This window comes from Streptomyces sp. NPDC002623, assembly GCF_053592635.1.
This window is the reverse complement of record NZ_JBSFWB010000006.1, coordinates 412,303-428,478: the sequence shown is the minus strand read 5'-3', so window position 1 is coordinate 428,478 and position 16,176 is coordinate 412,303. Positions and strand designations below refer to the sequence as shown.

The following is a 16,176-nucleotide window of genomic DNA, read 5'->3' as shown; positions in this document are numbered from 1 at the left end:
CACTCTGCGTGGGGGTGAGGACAGCGCCCCCGGCGCTGTCCTCACCCGCCAGCCGTCAGTCGCCCACGGTCTCTTCGACCTGATCGGAACCGGTCATCGCACCGGCCCACAACCGCACCTCGGCTATACGTCCAGGCAGGTAGTGCTGCCACGCGCTGCTGGTGAAACCCTTGCCGACGGCGAAGTCACCGGAGCCGACCTTGGCGGTGAAAGCCTGTGGGTCTCGGTTCTGGACGCCTGCCAGATAGAGGCTGATCGTGCCCGTCGTGTCCGCCTGGGCGTCGAAGACACCGGTGAGCCGGACCATGCCGTCCAACACGGCGCTCTGTTCGGAGGACACCGCAGTGAACGTGCCGTTGGCGTCAAGTCGACCGAACTGCCAGTACCCCACCGGGACGGTCTTCTCCTCCGAGGTCTCCTCGTCCCACACGGTCTCCTTGCCCGACAGCTGGTACCAGAAGCCCCACGCCGAACCGTCCGCCGTCCGCTGTCCGACCACCTGTCCCGTGTAGCCGACGCTCTTGCCCACGAGGGCGGCACCGTCCAGGGACGCGAGGGCGGTGACTGTGAAGGAGCCGGTGTCGTCGACCACAGGTCCGGCCGTGGTGGCCGCGTCGTCCGATCCGTCCAGCACGATCGACTCGCCGTCCAGCGACGCTCCGCCAACAAGAGCCAGTGCACGACCGTAACCCGAGGTGGTGTCCGTGATCGTGGTGTAGACGCCGTGCTCGGCAGACCAGTCGGCGACCAGCTCCACACCTGCGTACCCCTGCGAAGTCAACGTCCGTGCTTCCTCCTTGATCGCCTCCGCTGACAGTGCCCGCTGCCATGTCTTAAGCTCGTCCACACTGCCCTTGAAGTAGTCGGTGTAGGCGTCGGCCCAGATCCCTCGGCCGATCTGCAGCGGACCTGACCCCTTCCAGGCAGTTCCGGCGTCGACCGTGCTCTGCAGCGCCCCGTTGACGTAGAGGCTGACCTTCTTCGTCTCGGCGTTGTGCACCCCCGCCACATGCGTCCAGACACCGCGCGGTGCGGCCTGCTGAGCGCTGGCCTTGTGCAGCGATCCATCGGTGGCCATCACGCTCATGCTCCAGGTGCTGGCCCCTTCACCCGCATACGACAGCCCAAAGGGGATGTACTTCTTCGAGAAGGGGCTCGGGTTGTCGGGCGCCTGGCTGAGCACCGTCAACGTGCGCGAGGCGGCGGGGTCGACACGCACCCACGCGGAGACCGTGTAGGAGGCGGAGGTGTCCAGCACCGTGGCGGGCGTGGCCGCATACCCTGTGCTGCCGTCGAGAGCCAGACCCTTGTCCGTCACCGGCGTCTCCAACGCCGCACCTGACGCGTCACGCGTGATCAGCCCGCGACGTCCCCGGTCGTCGCGCACGGCACCACCGGCCAGGGTCGCGTTGTCCGAGCCGTCCCACGTCGCGGAGTCCACCGCCACGCCGTCGGCCTCGGCGAAGTTCCACTGCCCGACTGGCTTCTCACCGTCGGCGACCAAGAATTCGACGACCGACTGCTCGCCGTAGCGACCGACGGTGTCCTTGGCCCGTACGTACAGGTTGTACTTGCCTTCCTTCGGCGGCGTGATGCCTACCGTGACCGTCGAGCCGGTCTGGTCGGCCGACCACGCAGCCGTCGACGAGAGCCGGTACTGGTAGGCGACGTTGTTCGCATCGACCGTCGCCGGCTTGAACGTGAACGTGCCCTTCACCCCCGGCCCGCCGTGAGGCGTACAGTCGTTGGCCAGGCACTCGGTGTATGTGGAAGCGATGGTGATCTGCGGTGCCTTGGGTGCCGTCGGGTCCACCTTGAAGTAACAGGGTGTGGTGTAGCCGGTGTTCTGCTGGTTGCTGCCGTCCTCGTAGTAGGACAGGGTCAACGCCTTGAGTCGGTACAGCACGCCCTCCTGGAGCGTGGGCAGACTGCGCGTCTGCTTGACAAGGTTCCCGACGTAGCCGGAGGTCGGACCGTCGACGTCCGTGTGGGCGGTCGTCCAGGTCATGCCGTCGTACTTGTCTGTCCGCCAGCGGATGCGGAGGCTGGCGCCCACCGAGCCGCCGGCCGCGGTGCGTGGCTTGCCCTGCACCAGCGGTGTCGGATCGGACACCACGGCCGGATCCGCCGAGCTCGCGGAACACGCGTAGCCGGTTCCCGTGACCAGACCGACCTCGGTCGGAAGCGCGGGCACTGCCACGAACTTCACCGCGAGCACAGCGTCGTTCTTGAACCGCTTCCATGCCGAGGTGTCCGACTCGTCATGCGCCTTGATCTCCAGCGTCAGCTGGGAGAACTGGCCCGCCGCGAAGTTCGAGACCGTTGAGGTGAGGTTCTCGTTCGTCTCGGCCGGGTTGTCGTTGAACTCGATCGGCGCGTCCGGGGAATCCGGGTCGCAGAGCGAGCCCCGACCGGCGGACACGTTCTGGTCGACCATCAGATCCAGCTCCGCCGGCCGCGAGGACCACGTCGTGGCAGAGGAGATGTTGTTCGTGCGGACGAGGTCCACCCAGCGCGGATCGCACTGGAACGCCCACGGCTCGGTCACCCGGAACGTGGCATCGAGGACCTTCTTGCCCTTCAGGCTCGCCGGGGAGAATTCGAAGTACAGCTTCTGCACGTACCCCGGGCCGCAGTAATAGCCGTTCCAGGTACCACACTTGCCCGCGCCCTTGCCCTGATCGTCGTCGCCGTTGCTCCAGCCGTAGGACTCGTAGCCGTCGTTGCGCAACAGGGTGCGCTCGGACTCGCCCCAGGTCACAGTCGGATCGATGAAGAGCGGGAAGGCGTCGGCCCCGGTCTTGCTGAGCATCGCCGTGTCAGGGACGACGGACAGCGAGTTCTTGGTGACGTCGACGTCCATCTTGGCGACCTTGTCGCCCTGACCGGGCTCCAGACCTGAGCCGGACGGTGCCAACTCGGCAGGGTCGGACGGTTCCAGGATGTCCGCGACAAGTGCCTGCGCCCGCATGAGTTGAGTCTGCGTGCCGGAGGCTTCGGGAGCCGCAGACGCCCCCGGAGTGCCGGACGCCTCTCCTCCCGAGTCCCACATCCGCGCCGGCGGTGCCTTGAACACGGTACGACCACTGCCGTCGACGGCCGTGAGGTTGCCCGCCGCCCCCTCGCGAACGTTCAGCCCTTGGGTCTTGAGTCCGAAGGTGAGCTTCTTCAACTCGTCGTTGGCCGCCGCCTCAGGGGACTTGACCACGAACACAGGTTGGAAGCTCTCCGGCGTCGCGGTCACCTGTAGGTCGACACCCGGCAGAACATCGGCATACACGGCGCTGGAGCCGTCCAACTGCGGGGCCGGAAGCTTGCCCGGCCAGCGGAGTTCCAGTGAGTTGCCCTCGTCCTCGATCCGAGCCAAGGGCTCCTTGTCGCCACCTGCCGAGAACGTGATCGACACGGCCGCGGCCTTGGGTCCGACCGACCCATCGGAGCGCGATTCCAGAGTCGCGTCCGGTGCCTGCCAGCCACCGTCCGGCTTGGCGACGCGTACAGGGACGGCCGACTGCTCCAGCGTGAAGGTGAAACCGTCAGGGTTGGCGTAGACCGTCGCGCGGTCTGTGCGTTCCCCGATCACCTCCACTTGCCGGCCGGACTCCTCGGCTGCGGCCAGTGCCTGCTGCCCCTCGGCCAAGGACGCAGGGTCCGTATCGGTGGGAGAAGCCGCTGCCTGTTGCGCGGGCAGCACCAACATGCCCAGCAGCACGGCCAACGCGGCTGTCGTGGCTCCGGTCCTCATAAATCTGCCATGCCCACGACATCCAGCTCCGCCTGAAACACCCCGTGCGAACTGCACTGAACCCCGCCCCCAGAGTCACACGATCTTCAAAAAAGTAACCGCATTCAAACCCTTCTCTCACCTTGCGTCAAGGAATTATCGACGCGCGCAGAACTCACTCGACGCCATGTATCCGCTAAACACGTTCGGCAATAAATAGCTTGAATTCGACGTCGGCCGCGATCGCGGTCTGCGCATGCCAGTCCGTTTCGGGAGGCACTCAAGCGCCTTGGCAAGATGGGGAGTTAGATACCTCAGGGCCGGTCGACGGGTTGGCCGACGCCAAACGGTCGGACGGGTTCCGGTGTTCGGCGCCGTCCGCACTCTGACTCAAAACATTCAGTTCAGTTGGTCAAGAAGTTCGGGAACGTAAGCGGTTCGAGTGAGCGACTCGGGCGATCAGTTCGGTGCCGGGTTCTTCTCCAGTTCCGTCGGCTCGGCAGCCCGCTCCCTCGGTGCCGACGGCATCGTCAGCAGCCGGGCCCTCGGTCCCATGAACAGATACGACAGGGCGAAGCCGCCGCCTACGACCGCTGCGCCGCCGGCCGCGTCCAGGATCCAGTGGTTGCCGGTGGCGACGATGGCCGAGACCGTGAAGAAGGGGTGCAGGAGGCCCAGGGCCTTCATCCACCACTTCGGGGCGACGATCGCGATGACGAGTCCGCACCACAGGGACCAGCCGAAGTGCAGGGACGGCATCGCCGCGTACTGGTTGGTGAGGGCCGTCAGTGTGCCGTAGTCCGGCTTGGTGAAGTCCTGGACGCCGTGGACCGTGTCGATGACGCCGAGAGAAGGCATCAGACGCGGGGGAGCCAGGGGGTAGAGCCAGAAGCCGACCAGGGCGAGGAGGGTCGCGAAGCCGAGGGACGCGCGGGCCCAGCGGTAGTCGACCGGGCGACGCCAGTACAGGAGGCCCAGGACCGTCAGCGGGACCACGAAGTGGAAGGACTCGTAGTAGAAGTCGAAGAAGTCACGGAGCCAGCCGACGCCGACCACCCAGTGGTTGACCGCGTGCTCGATGTCGATGTGGAGGAAGCGCTCGATGTCGAGGATCTGCTGGCCGTGGGCCTCCGCGCGGACCCGTCCCGCCGCGTTCGAGCCGCCGGTCGCCGCCAGCCTGACCTGCTGGTACGCCGCGTAGGTGACACGGATGAGCAGGAGCTCCAGGAGGAGGTTGGGGCGGGTCAGGACTCGCTTGAGGAACGGGAGCAGGGGCACGCGACGCCAGCGCGGGGGGACCGGCTGCGCGACTTCCGTCGGTATCGGCGTCCGGTAGTAGGGGGACGTCCGCGGCAGGAACGGGACGACCGTGGCCGCGGCGATCGCGGCCAGCAGCACCGCGTTGTCGCGCAGCGGGTAGAGGGCCGCCATGTTCGGCAGCATCATCTTCGCCGGGAGGGTCGTCACCAGGATCACCGCCACCGGCCACACATAGCGGTCGGAGGCGCGCTTGCCGACCCGCCCGACCACCGCCAGCAGGACCCACAGCAGCTGGTGCTGCCAGGTCGTCGGCGAGACGACGATCGCCGCGCAGCCGGTCAGCGCGACCGCCAGCAGCAGCTGGCCGTCGCGGGCGTAGCGGACCGCCCGGCGGATCCCCAGGACGGCGACGGCCGCGCCCAGCGACAGGAACAGGCCGATCTCGACCGGGCCGGCGAGGCCGAGGCGCAGCAGTGCGCCGTGCAGGGACTGGTTGGCCAGCCCGTCCGCCTCGCCGCCGAGGCCGGCGCCCGCCATGTGGTGCACCCAGTAGGTGTACGAGTCGTGCGGCATCGCCGCCCAGGCGAGCACGGTGACCCCGGCGAACGTGGCGCCGGTGGCGGCCGCGACCCGGCGGCGACCGGTGAACCAGAGCAACGCGGCGAAGAGCAGGACCGTGGGCTGGAGGGCGGCCGCCACGCCGATCAGGACGCCGGCCGCCCGCCAGTCCCGTACGACGAAACAGCCGAGCAGGACGAGCAGGACGGGGATGATGCTGGTCTGGCCGAGCCAGAGCGTGTTGCGCACCGGCAGCGACAGCATCAGCAGGCTGGTCGCGACGGGCGCGGCCAGCAGTGCGGTGCGTCTGCTGATCGGCTGCGGCAGGGCGCGGGCCACGACCAGGCCGAGGGCGGCGACCAGCAGCAGGGTCCCGAAGGTCCAGCCCCAGCCGAGTGCCTGTTCGGCCGCCCGGGTCAAGGGCTTGAGGACGAGCCCGCCGAACGGGGTACCCGTGAACTGGGTCGAGTCGTAGATCGAGCCGTTGACGTGCAGGACGCCGTTCGGTCCGACCCAGGTCTCGAGGTCCGTCAGCCGCTCACCGCGCGGGGTGCCGAGGACGACGGCCACCTGGCGCACGGCGAGGACCGCCGCCACCAGCCAGAGCCCGAGGCGGGCCGCGCGAAGCCGCGCCCGCGCCGTGTCGACCACCGTGTCGACCGCCGTCGACCCGAAGGCCTCTGTCGGCCGCCCGCTGTGCTCCGCATTCGCCACGCCTCGTAGGCCTCCCGCCCCGTTCGTGCCACGCGTTCCATGCGCAAATTTCCTACGCGCACTCTACGAGGCTCGCGCCTCCCAGGAGAGAGACGCAGGCCACCCCCTCTTCACCTGACGTCCGCCCTCCTTTTGTCCGGAAGACGATAGTCGTCCGTGGGGCCGGTCGCCTCCGCGGGGGCGGGATTTGGATCACGGTGCGAACAGATTCGGCTCTTCCGCCGTACCGTCCTTGGCACCACATACGCAGTGGAGGGTGACGGAGGGGATACGGAGCATGGTCGGTTTCCTGCGGGAACGGCGACGGCGGTTGCGGGCGTGTGGCAAGCGGTTACGCGGGCGGGTCGTCACTGTCCTCCTGGCGCTGCTGGCGATCCAGCTCGGTTCGCTCGTGGCACCGGCCTACGCCTGCGGCTGCGGTGCGCTCGTCCCGGGCGACGACCGGCAGCTGACGGTCGGCCGGGAGGCCTCCGTCGTGCGCTGGGACGGCAAGCAGGAACAGCTCGTGATGAGCCTGACCGTCGACGGCGACGCCGACCGGGCCGCCTGGATCATGCCCGTGCCGAACCGCGCGACGGTCGAGCTCGGCGACCCGGAGCTCTTCGACCAGCTGGCCGGGGCCACGGCGCCCGAGCAGCGCACCCGCCACCACTTCTGGCCGCAGGACGGCGACTGGCCGCTGACCACCGGCGACGGCCGGGTGGGCCCGCCACCGCCCGGCGCGGGGCCCGGCGGCGTCGGCGTGGTCGGACGCCAGCGGCTCGGTCCGTTCGACGTGGCCCGACTCACCGCCACCGACCCGGCCGGCCTGGACGACTGGCTGCGCAGCAACGACTTCGCCTTCCCCGCCGCCCTGCAGACCGCCCTCCAGCCGTACGTCGACCGGCGCTGGGAGTACGTGGCGGTCCGGCTGACCCCCGAGACCACCGGCGCCGCGCTGAGCGGCCGGCTCGACCCGCTGCACCTCACCTTCGCCGCCGACAGCCTCGTCTACCCGATGCGGCTGTCCCGGCTGGCGGCCACACCGCAGTCGCTGGGCCTGTACGTCCTCGCCGCCCACCGGATGGAACCGGCCTCCCGGATCGGCGGCGAGCGGCCCCGGGTGACGTTCGCGGGACGGCTCGGCACGACGACGGGGCCGCTGGCCGAACTGGCGAAGGGCGCCCCGTTCCTGACGGCCGTCGCCCAGGAGTTCCCGCGTCCCCCGGAGATCTCCGGGGACCTCGAGCTGCGCCGGGCCGCGACGGACACCGCGTTCCGGCAGGTCATCTACGAGGACCGGCTGCTCGCGCTGGCCGGGATCCCGGTGTGGCTGCTGACGGTCGTCGGCGGACTGGCCGTCCTGAACACGGCCGCGGTGGTCCTGGGGGTGCGCTGGGGACGGGCCCGCCGGGCGGGCCTGCCGGGACCTCGGCATGCGGTGGGCTGTCAGCCGGCGGCCACGAACCCGGTTCCGGGCGCGCCCCCGATGCCGACCCAGGCCCCGACCGCAGCTCCAGCTCCGACCCCGCCTCAGCCTCCGGTCCCACCTCAGGCTCCGACCCCGCCTCAGCCTCCGTTCCCACCTCAGGCTCCGATCCCGCCTCAGGTTCCGACCGCAGCTCCAGCTCGGAGAGCGGCTCCGACCCCGGGCTCGGCTCCGACCGCGGCAGCCATGCCGACCGCGCCTCCCAGGTTCGCCGCCCCGCCGACGCCTACCGGGCCTCCCAGGTTCGCCGCCCCGCCGACGCCTACGCCTACCGGGCCTCCCACGCCCTCCGGGCCTCCAGCGCCTCCCGGGCCTCCAGCGCCTCCCGCACCCTCCGCTCCTCCCATGCCCTCCGCGCCTCCCTCCGTACCTCCCTTCCTGCGTCCCCCCATATCTCGCTCCACGTCTCGTTCCGCGTCTGGCTCCGTGCCTCGTTCCGCGCCTCCGATGCCGTCCGCGCCACCGCCGTCCCCGGGACTTCGCGCACCCGGAGCTCCTGTCGCTCCTGCCGCTCCCGCCCCTTCCCCCGGGCCCCGCACGCCGCCTCGCTCGCGCTTCGCGCCCCCTGCGCCGAACGGCTGAAATCCGCTGCCGAAGACCAGCCTGACTAGTTAGCATTCCTAACTAGACATGCCGCCAGACATGTCAGGTACACGAGAGGCAGAGCGCATGAGCGAGTCGCAGGTCTGGGACGCCGTCGACGCCTACTTCACCGACCACCTCGCCCCGGACGACGAGGTGACGGAGGCCGCGCTGCGCGACAGCGAGGCCGCCGAGCTGCCGCAGGCCAACGTCACGGCGAACCAGGGCAAACTGCTTCAGCTGCTCGCCGAGATCCAGGGTGCCCGAGCGATCCTGGAGATCGGCACGCTCGGCGGTTACAGCACGATCTGGCTGGCCCGCGCCCTTCCCGCCGACGGCCGTCTGATCTCGCTGGAGTACAACCCGCGGCACGCGGAGGTCGCCACCCGCAACATCGCCCGCGCGGGCCTGGACAAGCTGGTCGAGGTACGGGTCGGGGCGGCCCTGGAGTCGCTGCCGCTGCTGGCCGACGAGAACCCGCCCCCGTTCGACCTGGTCTTCATCGACGCCGACAAGGCGAACAACGCCAACTATCTGGAGTGGGCGCTGAAGCTCACCAGCGTGGGCAGTCTGATCGTCGTCGACAACGTCGTACGGGGCGGCCGGGTCGTCGACGCGGACAGCGACACGGGGGACGTGCTCGGCACCCGCGCCGCGATCGAGCTGATCGGCTCGCACCCGAGGCTCAGCGGCACGGCGATCCAGACGGTGGGGACGAAGGGCTACGACGGTTTCGCACTGGCGCGCGTCCTCGCGTAGCCCCCACGTTTCCAAGCCTCAGCCCTCAGGCCTCAAGCCTCAGGCTTCAGGTCTCAGACCTCAGGCCTCAGACGTCAGACTTCGGGCCTCAGGCCTCGTGATAGAAGCCCACGTTGACGCTGCGCGGCCCGGTGCGGTCGATGACGATGATCTCGCCGGAGCCGCCGCGCTCCAGCGGCATGCTCCCGCCGTACGCGAGCGGCTGCGCGTACTGCCCGCTCACCAGCCGCACCTCGGAGGACGGCTCGTCCTGCGAACCGCGCAGCCACGAGACCTGCCAGACGCCGTCGGGGCCGCACAGGAACTCCAGGTGCACCCGGGAGACGAACAGCCAGTCGTCGGGGGTCGCGAGGCGACACACGGACTTGTCCCGGCCCACCCGCAGCACGGCGCCCGGTTCGCTGGGCGAGTCGGCCATCAGCATGCCGGCCGTGGCGCCCTCTTCCGTGCCGGAGACGGTGGCCATGGTCAGTTCGAGCACGTGCGCTCCCCTTGAAATGTCTTTGACATGCCTGTCGGCGTCCTGGGTCCTAAGTGTGCTTGTACAGCGGCCGCATGATAAATCGCCCGGCCCCACCGCGTCCGGCACAATGGACGCATGACCGAGCGAAAGCCACCCGGTGTCCCTTTCGAGTCCTGGGTCGACAAGCAGATCCGTGACGCGGAGCAGCGCGGCGAGTTCGCCCAACTCCCGGGCGTGGGCCAGCCGTTGCCGGAGATCACGGACACCTCGTATGACGAACTCTGGTGGATCAAGCGCAAAATGGCCCGCGAGGGCCTCTCCGTGCTGCCGCCGACGCTCGCCCTGCGCAAGGAGGCGGAGGACGCGCTCGCCGCAGCGTACGAGGCGCCTTCGGAACGCATCGTCCGGAAGATCATCACAGACGTCAACGTCAAACTCCGCGACATGATGTTCAAGCCGCCGCCCGGGCCCCCGCTGGGCATGAAGCCGTACGACGTCGAGGCGGTCGTACAGGAGTGGCGGGAGCGCCAGGAGCGGCGGGAACAGCAGGAGCGCGGGACGACGGCCGGGCAGTCCGAGATGCAGTCAGAGGCGTAGCAGCCGCTCGGTCAATTCACGGTAGCTGCGCAGCGCCAGCCGGAGTTGCTCGGTGTCGACGGTCGTCGCGGCGGGTGTTGCGGCGGGTGTCGCGGCGGTCGCCGGTCGGTCCTCGGCGCCGGCCGTCGGCTGCCAGGACCGGCGCAGGGTGCGGCGGCGTCGGTCCATGGCCTCGGTGAGGCGGGCGGCCAGTTCCTCCAGCGCCTGATCGGCCTCCACCACGGCGTCCCGGGGCCCGTCGACGAACCCGACGACCGCGTGCCGTATGCGTAGGGCGATCCGCTTGCCTTCGTCGTCCGGCAGGAGCGGCCCCCCGTGGTCGACGGGGGCCGTCCTCGTGTCTGCGTTCTTGCTCGTGTTCGTGCTCGTGCTCGTGCGCGGTGTCACGTCCTGCATGACGGTCAGCTCTCCTTCGCCTGGTGACGGGGGAAGCTCCACGGCAGGCGGCGGCCGAACCGGGAGGAATTCCGGGCCTGGACCTGTACCTGGGACTTGGGCTTGGGCTTGGGCTTGGACTGCTGTGGAGCGGATGCGACCAGGTCGTCGAAGAGCGCGCGGGCCTCGACCATGGCCGTCCGCAGGTCCTCCGTACCCGGCACCCGGCCGTCGCCCGTGCCTGCCGCGTGTGCGGCGCCGTGGACGCGTCGGTAGCCGTGGACATGGTTCGCGTGGTGGACGGAGAGCGCGGCGAGCTGTTCCTCGTGCTCGCTGCCGTCCGGGAAGCCGCGGGCGCCGGCCACCTCGGCGAGCAGGTGGTCCGCGTCGGCGACCGCCTCCCGGGGCGAGTCGACGAACCTCTCCTGCGCGGCCCGCCAACGGGCCTGGAACCGCTCGCGCTCCGCCGGCTCCAACGGCCGCTCGCGCAGCCCGCCGTGCCGTTGCACGAGGGCGTCGAGCTCTCTCTCGGCGGCGCCGACGTCCCCGTCGTGCCGGGCCACGGCCCGGTCGTACTCGGGCCCGAAGCGGTGCTTCAGGCCGCGTCCGCCGTGCGAGCCGCCGCGGGCGCGCAGGATGCGGACTGCCGCGACGACCATGACCGCCACGATCACGATCACGATCAGAGCGATGATCACGCCTGTGGACATGCCTTGCCTTCCGGTGGGTCGGCCCCACGGGCCGGTTCCCCTGCGTGTTGCCCGGATGTCGTCCGCCAAACAGCGCGCGAGGGCCGGGCCGAGTGCCGGGCCGAGTGCCGGGCCGGGTGCCGGGCCGGGTGCCGGGCCGACGAGCGGGGCGCCGCGCATATTCGCTTGCGGACCCCGCACACCGGCTCGCCAGAATGAGCGAATGACCTGGACCATCGCCCCGGAAGCCGTCGACTCCCCCGCCGCCGTCGCGCTCTGGCGGGCGTACTACACCGAGGTCAGCGACCGCTACTACCTGCTGCACGAAGGGCGCCGGACCGGCCCGGAGGAGCTGGAGCGGGAGATCGCCGCCCACGCCGGCGCCGAACTCGCCCCGCCCAGCGGGCAGTTGCTCGTGGGGCGGTACGACGGCGAACCGGCCGGCACCGCGGGCGTACGGCTGCTGGACGCGACGACCGCCGAGCTGACCCGGGTGTTCGTCCGGGCGGAACTGCGGGGCAGGGGCGGCGCCGCGCTGCTCGTCCGGGGCGCCGAGGACGCCGCCCGCGCGCTCGGCGTCACCCGGATGATCCTCGACACCCGCGGCGACCTCGTCGAGGCGCGCGCCCTGTACTCCCGGCTCGGCTACACGGAGACCGAGCCGCACAACGCGAACCCGTACGCCGACCACTGGTTCGTCAGGCTGCTCGGCCAGGACCTCAGGTGAGCCGGTGGTCGGGCACGACCCGCCCGCCGTGCGGCTGTTCCCGCTCCGAGCCGCACAGCTCGCTGTTCAGTTCCCGGACCAGTTGGACCAGGTCGGTGGGCCGGTCGGGTCCCCACCAGTCGCCGAGCAGCTCGGCCAGTGACTGCTCGCGGGTCTCGGCCAGCCGTTCCGCGACCTCGCGGCCCGCGTCGGTCAGCGTCATGTCGAGTCCCTCGCGCACGGCGAGCCGGCGTTCCTCGACCTGCCGGGCGGCGTCCATGATCACCGACAGCGGGACGGTGCTGCGCTCGGCCAGCACCGACGGCTCGACGCTGCCGTACCGCTTGATCCGCAGCAGCAGCCAGCTCGCGGCCGGGTGGAGGTCGTAGCCGGCCCGTGCGGTGATCTTCCGGTAGATCTCGCGGCGGCCCTCGCGGGTGCCGAGGACCGACAGCGCCCGGCACACCTCGTCGTACGAGGACCGCTCCACCGGGTTGCTGGCGAGGGTCTCGGTGACGTCGGGGGCGGTGACCGAGCCGCGCAGCGGGTCCTCCCTGAGGAACCAGGCCAGGACGAAGCCGAGGAGCGCGACGGGCGCGGCGTACAGGAAGACGTCGGTGATGGCGGAGGCGTACGCGTCCAGGACGCGCGGGCGCAGGTCGGACGGCAGGTCGGCGATGCCCCGTGGGTCGGACTCCAGCGTCCCGGCCGAGACCCCGGACGGCAGCCGGACGCCCCGGAAGGCGTCGGTGAGCTTGTCGCCGAGGCGGCCGGCGAAGACCGTCCCGAAGATGGCGACGCCGAAGGAGGCCCCGATGGAGCGGAAGAAGGTCGCGCCGGAGGTGGCGACGCCGAGATCCTCGTATCCGACGGCGTTCTGCACGATCAGCACCAGCACCTGCATGACCAGGCCGAGGCCGAGGCCGAAGACGAAGAAGCAGGTGCTCATCTCGCCCGTGGAGCTGTGTGCGTCGAGCTGGTGGAGCAGCAGCAGGCCGAGGGTGGTGACGGCGGTGCCCGCGACCGGGAACACCTTCCAGCGGCCGGTGCGGCTGACGATCTGCCCGGAGCCGGTGGACGACAGCAGCATGCCCGCCACCATCGGCAGCATGTGCACTCCGGACATGGTCGGCGAGACGCCGTGCACCACCTGGAGGAAGGTCGGCAGGTACGTCATCGCGCCGAACATCGCGAAGCCGACGATGAAGCTGATCACGGCGGAGAGGGTGAAGGTGCGGATGCGGAACAGCTTGAGCGGGAGGACCGGTTCGGCCGCCCGGCGCTCCACGGCCACGAACGCGACGGCCAGCAGCGCCCCGAGCACGGCCAGTGCGACGATCTGCGGGGAGCCCCAGTCCCAGGTGGTGCCGCCGAGGGACGCGACCAGCACCAGACAGGTGGCGACCGAGGCGATGAGGAGGGTGCCGAGGTAGTCGATGACGTGCTTGGTCGACTTGCGCGGGATGCGCAGCACCGTCGCGATGACGGCGAGGGCGACGACGCCGACGGGCAGGTTGACGTAGAAGACCCAGCGCCAGCTCAGGGCCTCGGTGAACAGTCCGCCCAGCAGCGGGCCGAGGACGCTCGTGGCGCCGAACACCGCTCCGAACAGGCCCTGGTAGCGGCCGCGGTCGCGCGGCGGGACGATGTCGCCGACGATCGCCATCGACAGCACCATCAACCCGCCGCCGCCCAGGCCCTGGAGCGCGCGGAAGCCGATCAACTGCGGCATGTTTTGCGCCATTCCGCACAGCGCCGAACCGATCAGGAAGATGACGATCGCGATCTGGAACAGCCTTTTGCGGCCGTACTGGTCGCCCAGTTTGCCCCACAGCGGGGTCGCGGCCGTCGACGCCAGCAGGTACGCGGTGACCACCCAGGACAGATGCTCCATACCACCGAGGTCGCTGACGATCGTCGGCAGGGCGGTCGACACGATCGTCTGGTCGAGGGCGGCGAGGAACATGCCGAGCAGCAGGGCGCCGATCGAGACGAGGACGTTTCCGGACACGTGTTCCTGACGTGGATCCGCGGTCCTGCTGTGCGCGTCCAAGGCCATGGATGCCTCCTGCGGCTCTGGTGGCTCTGGTGACCCCTTCATCGTGATCGGTGTGACCCGTTATGGCCTCTTGAGTCCGCTTCGGTCCGTGTTCGGGGCCGCTGTGATCCTTCCGGGCGCCCGAGGGTAATCCCTCGGGATCCTGGCGGAATCCGACATTCCGGGGGTCGCGCGCGGTCGGCTGTGTGGAGGATCTGCATAATCTCTGGAGTTTGGATGGGGAGGGACGAACAAGTGATCGATCCGACGGGGCAACAAGGGCGACCCGAGCAGTACGGGCTGCCGTGCCCGGAGTGCGGGGCACTGCGCGCGCCCGACAACACCCCGTCCTGCGCCTGCGCCCAGCGCGCCGCCGACACCCTGCGCGACACGCGCACGGCGGAGGCCGCCGCGGCGGAGGACTTCGATCCGCTGCGGATACGGCCGTACGTGGAACTGGACGGCACGGGCGCCTCCGGGACGGACACCGGGTTCGGGGCAGGAGTCGGGGCGGGGGCCGGCGCGGGGATCGGGGTCGGGGCTTCCTCCGCCGCCGATGTGACCATGCCGATCCCGACGGTCCCGGCCGACGTGACGATGCCGCTGCGCGCCGTGGACCCCACCGGCCCGCCGCCCCCGGACGCGACGACGGCTTTACCCACTCCGCTGGCTCCGCCCGGCCTCGCGCCCAGCGCCGGCGACCTGAGCCTGTTCGAGGCGGACGACCTCGACACCGCGCACCCCGACGACGAGGAGCCGGGCAGCCCGCGCCGTCGCCGCGCCCTGCTGATCGCGACGACCGCCGCCGTCGTGGCCGTCCTGGCCGCCGCCGGGTTCGCCAGCGGACTGTTCTCCTACGAGACGCCGACCCGCGACGGGGCCGCCCCCAAGGACGTGCGGGCGGCCGTGCCCGACACCTCCACGAGCGCGTCGTCCGGGTCGCCGTCGGCGAGCCGGTCCGCGTCTCCGTCGGCCTCCGACGCCTCGCCGTCGCCCTCCGAGAGCGAGAGCCCGTCGCCGTCCAGGTCGCAGGCGAGCGCCTCGTCCTCGGCGTCGCGGTCGGCCGACGCGGTCGAGAGCACGCCGACCTCTCGCGTCACCAGTTCCACGGGGCCCGAGAACGGCGCCGACGACAGCGAGGAGGCCGCGCCCGGAGTCGTCCTGCGGCTCGGCGACACGGGCGCCGAGGTGACCGAACTCCAGTTGCGGCTGACCGAGGCGTTCCTCTACACCGGCGAGGCCGACGGCACGTTCAGCAGCGAGGTCGAGACCGCCCTGCGCAACTTCCAGTGGGCGCGCGGCACGACGGAGGACGGGCTGGGCGTGTACGGACCGGTGACCCGGGAGAAGCTGGAGTCGGAGACGAAGGAGCCGTAGGCCGGCCCGCACGCCTCACCCCAGGTGGATCCGCACCCCGTCCGCCACCGTCTCCACCCGCACCTGCCGCAGATCCCGCACCACCGCGTCCGGTCCGTGCACCGCCGCCCGTGGGCCCACGCCCACGACCCGCATCCCGGCGGCGCGTCCGGCCTCGATGCCCGCCCCGGAGTCCTCGAAGACCACGCACTCCGCCGGGGCGACCCCCAGCTCGGCCGCGCCCTTCAGGAACCCTTCCGGGTCCGGCTTGCTCGCGCCCACGGACTCCGCGGTGACGCGCACGTCCGGGAGGTCCAGTCCCGCCGCGGCCATCCGGGCCGTCGACAGCGGGACGTCCGCCGAGGTGACCAGCGCGTGCGGGACGCCGCGCAGGGAGGCGAGGAACTCCGGTGCGCCGGGCACCGGCACCACGCCCTCCAGGTCGGCGGTCTCCTCCGCCAGCATCCGCGCGTTGTCCGCGAGGTTCATCTGCATCGGCCGGCTGGGCAGCAGTACGGCCATCGAGGCGTAGCCCTGTCGGCCGTGGACGACCTTCATGACCTCGTCCCCGTCGAGCCCGTGCGCGTCGGCCCAGCGCCGCCAGACCCGCTCGACGACGGCGTCGGAGTTCACGAGGGTGCCGTCCATGTCGAGCAGGAGGGCGCGGGCGGTCAGGACCGGCATCAGGCAGCTCCAGGTGAGAAGGGACGAGGCGGCCGGGAAGAGAACAAGGCGGCCCCGCCCGCCGGTCAGGGAAAACGGGCGGGAGCCACTTTGTTTCCCCACGGTACAAAATAATCCGGTCCGACCGCCACCCCACCGGGAAAGGTCCGGAAACCGTTCACCCGCCGTTCAGCTCCCCCGGGCCGCCTCGGGCGCACGCGCAG

Annotated in this window: 12 protein-coding genes; 5 read left to right on the top strand and 7 right to left on the bottom strand. The window is 70.7% G+C overall.

Annotated features, from left to right (window positions below; translation table 11 throughout):
• Positions 1-55: 55 nt before the first annotated feature.
• Positions 56-3,700, bottom strand: a complete 3,645-nt coding sequence (locus ACWD4O_RS14210; RefSeq protein ID WP_451279987.1) for a LamG domain-containing protein — start codon at positions 3,698-3,700, stop codon at positions 56-58.
• A 483-nt stretch (positions 3,701-4,183) separates the two neighbouring features.
• Positions 4,184-6,256 carry a bifunctional glycosyltransferase 87/phosphatase PAP2 family protein gene (locus tag ACWD4O_RS14205; protein WP_451279948.1) on the bottom strand — a complete coding sequence of 691 codons (2,073 nt, stop codon included), beginning with the start codon at positions 6,254-6,256 and terminating at the stop codon, positions 4,184-4,186.
• A 277-nt stretch (positions 6,257-6,533) separates the two neighbouring features.
• Here ACWD4O_RS14205 and ACWD4O_RS14200 point away from each other — a divergent pair, with 277 nt between their 5' ends.
• Together ACWD4O_RS14200 and ACWD4O_RS14195 are read left to right on the top strand one after the other, a co-directional pair.
• Positions 6,534-8,306, top strand: a complete 1,773-nt coding sequence (locus tag ACWD4O_RS14200; protein ID WP_451279947.1) for a DUF2330 domain-containing protein — start codon at positions 6,534-6,536, stop codon at positions 8,304-8,306.
• Between the two features lie 87 nt (positions 8,307-8,393).
• The gene (locus tag ACWD4O_RS14195; protein ID WP_451279946.1) at positions 8,394-9,065 is read left to right on the top strand and encodes an O-methyltransferase; all 672 of its coding nucleotides are present in this window, start codon (positions 8,394-8,396) and stop codon (positions 9,063-9,065) included.
• 88 nt (positions 9,066-9,153) lie between these two features.
• On the opposite strand, the gene ACWD4O_RS14190 is transcribed toward ACWD4O_RS14195, so the two are convergent.
• Positions 9,154-9,546 (bottom strand): hypothetical protein, encoded by a 393-nt coding sequence (locus ACWD4O_RS14190; protein WP_451279945.1) that lies wholly within the window; start codon positions 9,544-9,546, stop codon positions 9,154-9,156.
• Between the two features lie 117 nt (positions 9,547-9,663).
• Between ACWD4O_RS14190 and ACWD4O_RS14185 the strand changes: the two genes are divergently transcribed.
• Entirely contained in the window at positions 9,664-10,125 is a 462-nt protein-coding gene (locus ACWD4O_RS14185; protein WP_450947255.1) for a DnaJ family domain-containing protein, read from the top strand.
• Here the strand turns inward: ACWD4O_RS14185 and ACWD4O_RS14180 are convergent.
• Both ACWD4O_RS14180 and ACWD4O_RS14175 read right to left on the bottom strand, forming a co-directional pair.
• Positions 10,114-10,521, bottom strand: coding sequence for a hypothetical protein (locus tag ACWD4O_RS14180; protein WP_451279944.1), 408 nt, complete (start codon positions 10,519-10,521; stop codon positions 10,114-10,116). The two genes, ACWD4O_RS14185 and ACWD4O_RS14180, sit on opposite strands and share 12 nt — an antisense overlap.
• Before the next feature lie 5 nt (positions 10,522-10,526).
• Entirely contained in the window at positions 10,527-11,210 is a 684-nt protein-coding gene (locus ACWD4O_RS14175) for a hypothetical protein (protein WP_451279943.1), read from the bottom strand.
• A gap of 202 nt (positions 11,211-11,412) precedes the next feature.
• On the opposite strand from ACWD4O_RS14175, the gene ACWD4O_RS14170 reads away from it, so the two are divergent.
• Positions 11,413-11,916, top strand: coding sequence for a GNAT family N-acetyltransferase (locus tag ACWD4O_RS14170; RefSeq protein WP_451279942.1), 504 nt, complete (start codon positions 11,413-11,415; stop codon positions 11,914-11,916).
• Here ACWD4O_RS14170 and ACWD4O_RS14165 read toward each other — a convergent pair.
• Entirely contained in the window at positions 11,909-13,954 is a 2,046-nt protein-coding gene (locus ACWD4O_RS14165) for a DHA2 family efflux MFS transporter permease subunit (RefSeq protein ID WP_451279941.1), read from the bottom strand. The two genes, ACWD4O_RS14170 and ACWD4O_RS14165, sit on opposite strands and share 8 nt — an antisense overlap.
• A gap of 216 nt (positions 13,955-14,170) precedes the next feature.
• Here ACWD4O_RS14165 and ACWD4O_RS14160 point away from each other — a divergent pair, with 216 nt between their 5' ends.
• Positions 14,171-15,310 (top strand): peptidoglycan-binding domain-containing protein, encoded by a 1,140-nt coding sequence (locus ACWD4O_RS14160; protein ID WP_451279940.1) that lies wholly within the window; start codon positions 14,171-14,173, stop codon positions 15,308-15,310.
• Between the two features lie 15 nt (positions 15,311-15,325).
• Here ACWD4O_RS14160 and ACWD4O_RS14155 read toward each other — a convergent pair whose 3' ends face one another.
• The gene (locus ACWD4O_RS14155) at positions 15,326-15,973 is read right to left on the bottom strand and encodes an HAD family hydrolase (RefSeq protein WP_451279939.1); all 648 of its coding nucleotides are present in this window, start codon (positions 15,971-15,973) and stop codon (positions 15,326-15,328) included.
• Positions 15,974-16,176: the final 203 nt, after the last annotated feature.

Excerpts from the sequence above, each read along its gene's own strand:
- ACWD4O_RS14185 (WP_450947255.1), top strand. The coding sequence starts at position 9,664 with ATGACCGAGCGAAAGCCACCCGGTGTCCCTTTCGAGTCCTGGGTCGAC.
- ACWD4O_RS14155 (WP_451279939.1), bottom strand. The coding sequence starts at position 15,973 with ATGCCGGTCCTGACCGCCCGCGCCCTCCTGCTCGACATGGACGGCACC.
- ACWD4O_RS14175 (WP_451279943.1), bottom strand. The coding sequence starts at position 11,210 with ATGTCCACAGGCGTGATCATCGCTCTGATCGTGATCGTGATCGTGGCG.
- ACWD4O_RS14180 (WP_451279944.1), bottom strand. The coding sequence starts at position 10,521 with ATGCAGGACGTGACACCGCGCACGAGCACGAGCACGAACACGAGCAAG.
- ACWD4O_RS14200 (WP_451279947.1), top strand. The coding sequence starts at position 6,534 with ATGGTCGGTTTCCTGCGGGAACGGCGACGGCGGTTGCGGGCGTGTGGC.
- ACWD4O_RS14160 (WP_451279940.1), top strand. The coding sequence starts at position 14,171 with ATGGGGAGGGACGAACAAGTGATCGATCCGACGGGGCAACAAGGGCGA.
- ACWD4O_RS14210 (WP_451279987.1), bottom strand. The coding sequence starts at position 3,700 with ATGTTGGTGCTGCCCGCGCAACAGGCAGCGGCTTCTCCCACCGATACG.
- ACWD4O_RS14195 (WP_451279946.1), top strand. The coding sequence starts at position 8,394 with ATGAGCGAGTCGCAGGTCTGGGACGCCGTCGACGCCTACTTCACCGAC.
- ACWD4O_RS14165 (WP_451279941.1), bottom strand. The coding sequence starts at position 13,954 with ATGGCCTTGGACGCGCACAGCAGGACCGCGGATCCACGTCAGGAACAC.
- ACWD4O_RS14170 (WP_451279942.1), top strand. The coding sequence starts at position 11,413 with ATGACCTGGACCATCGCCCCGGAAGCCGTCGACTCCCCCGCCGCCGTC.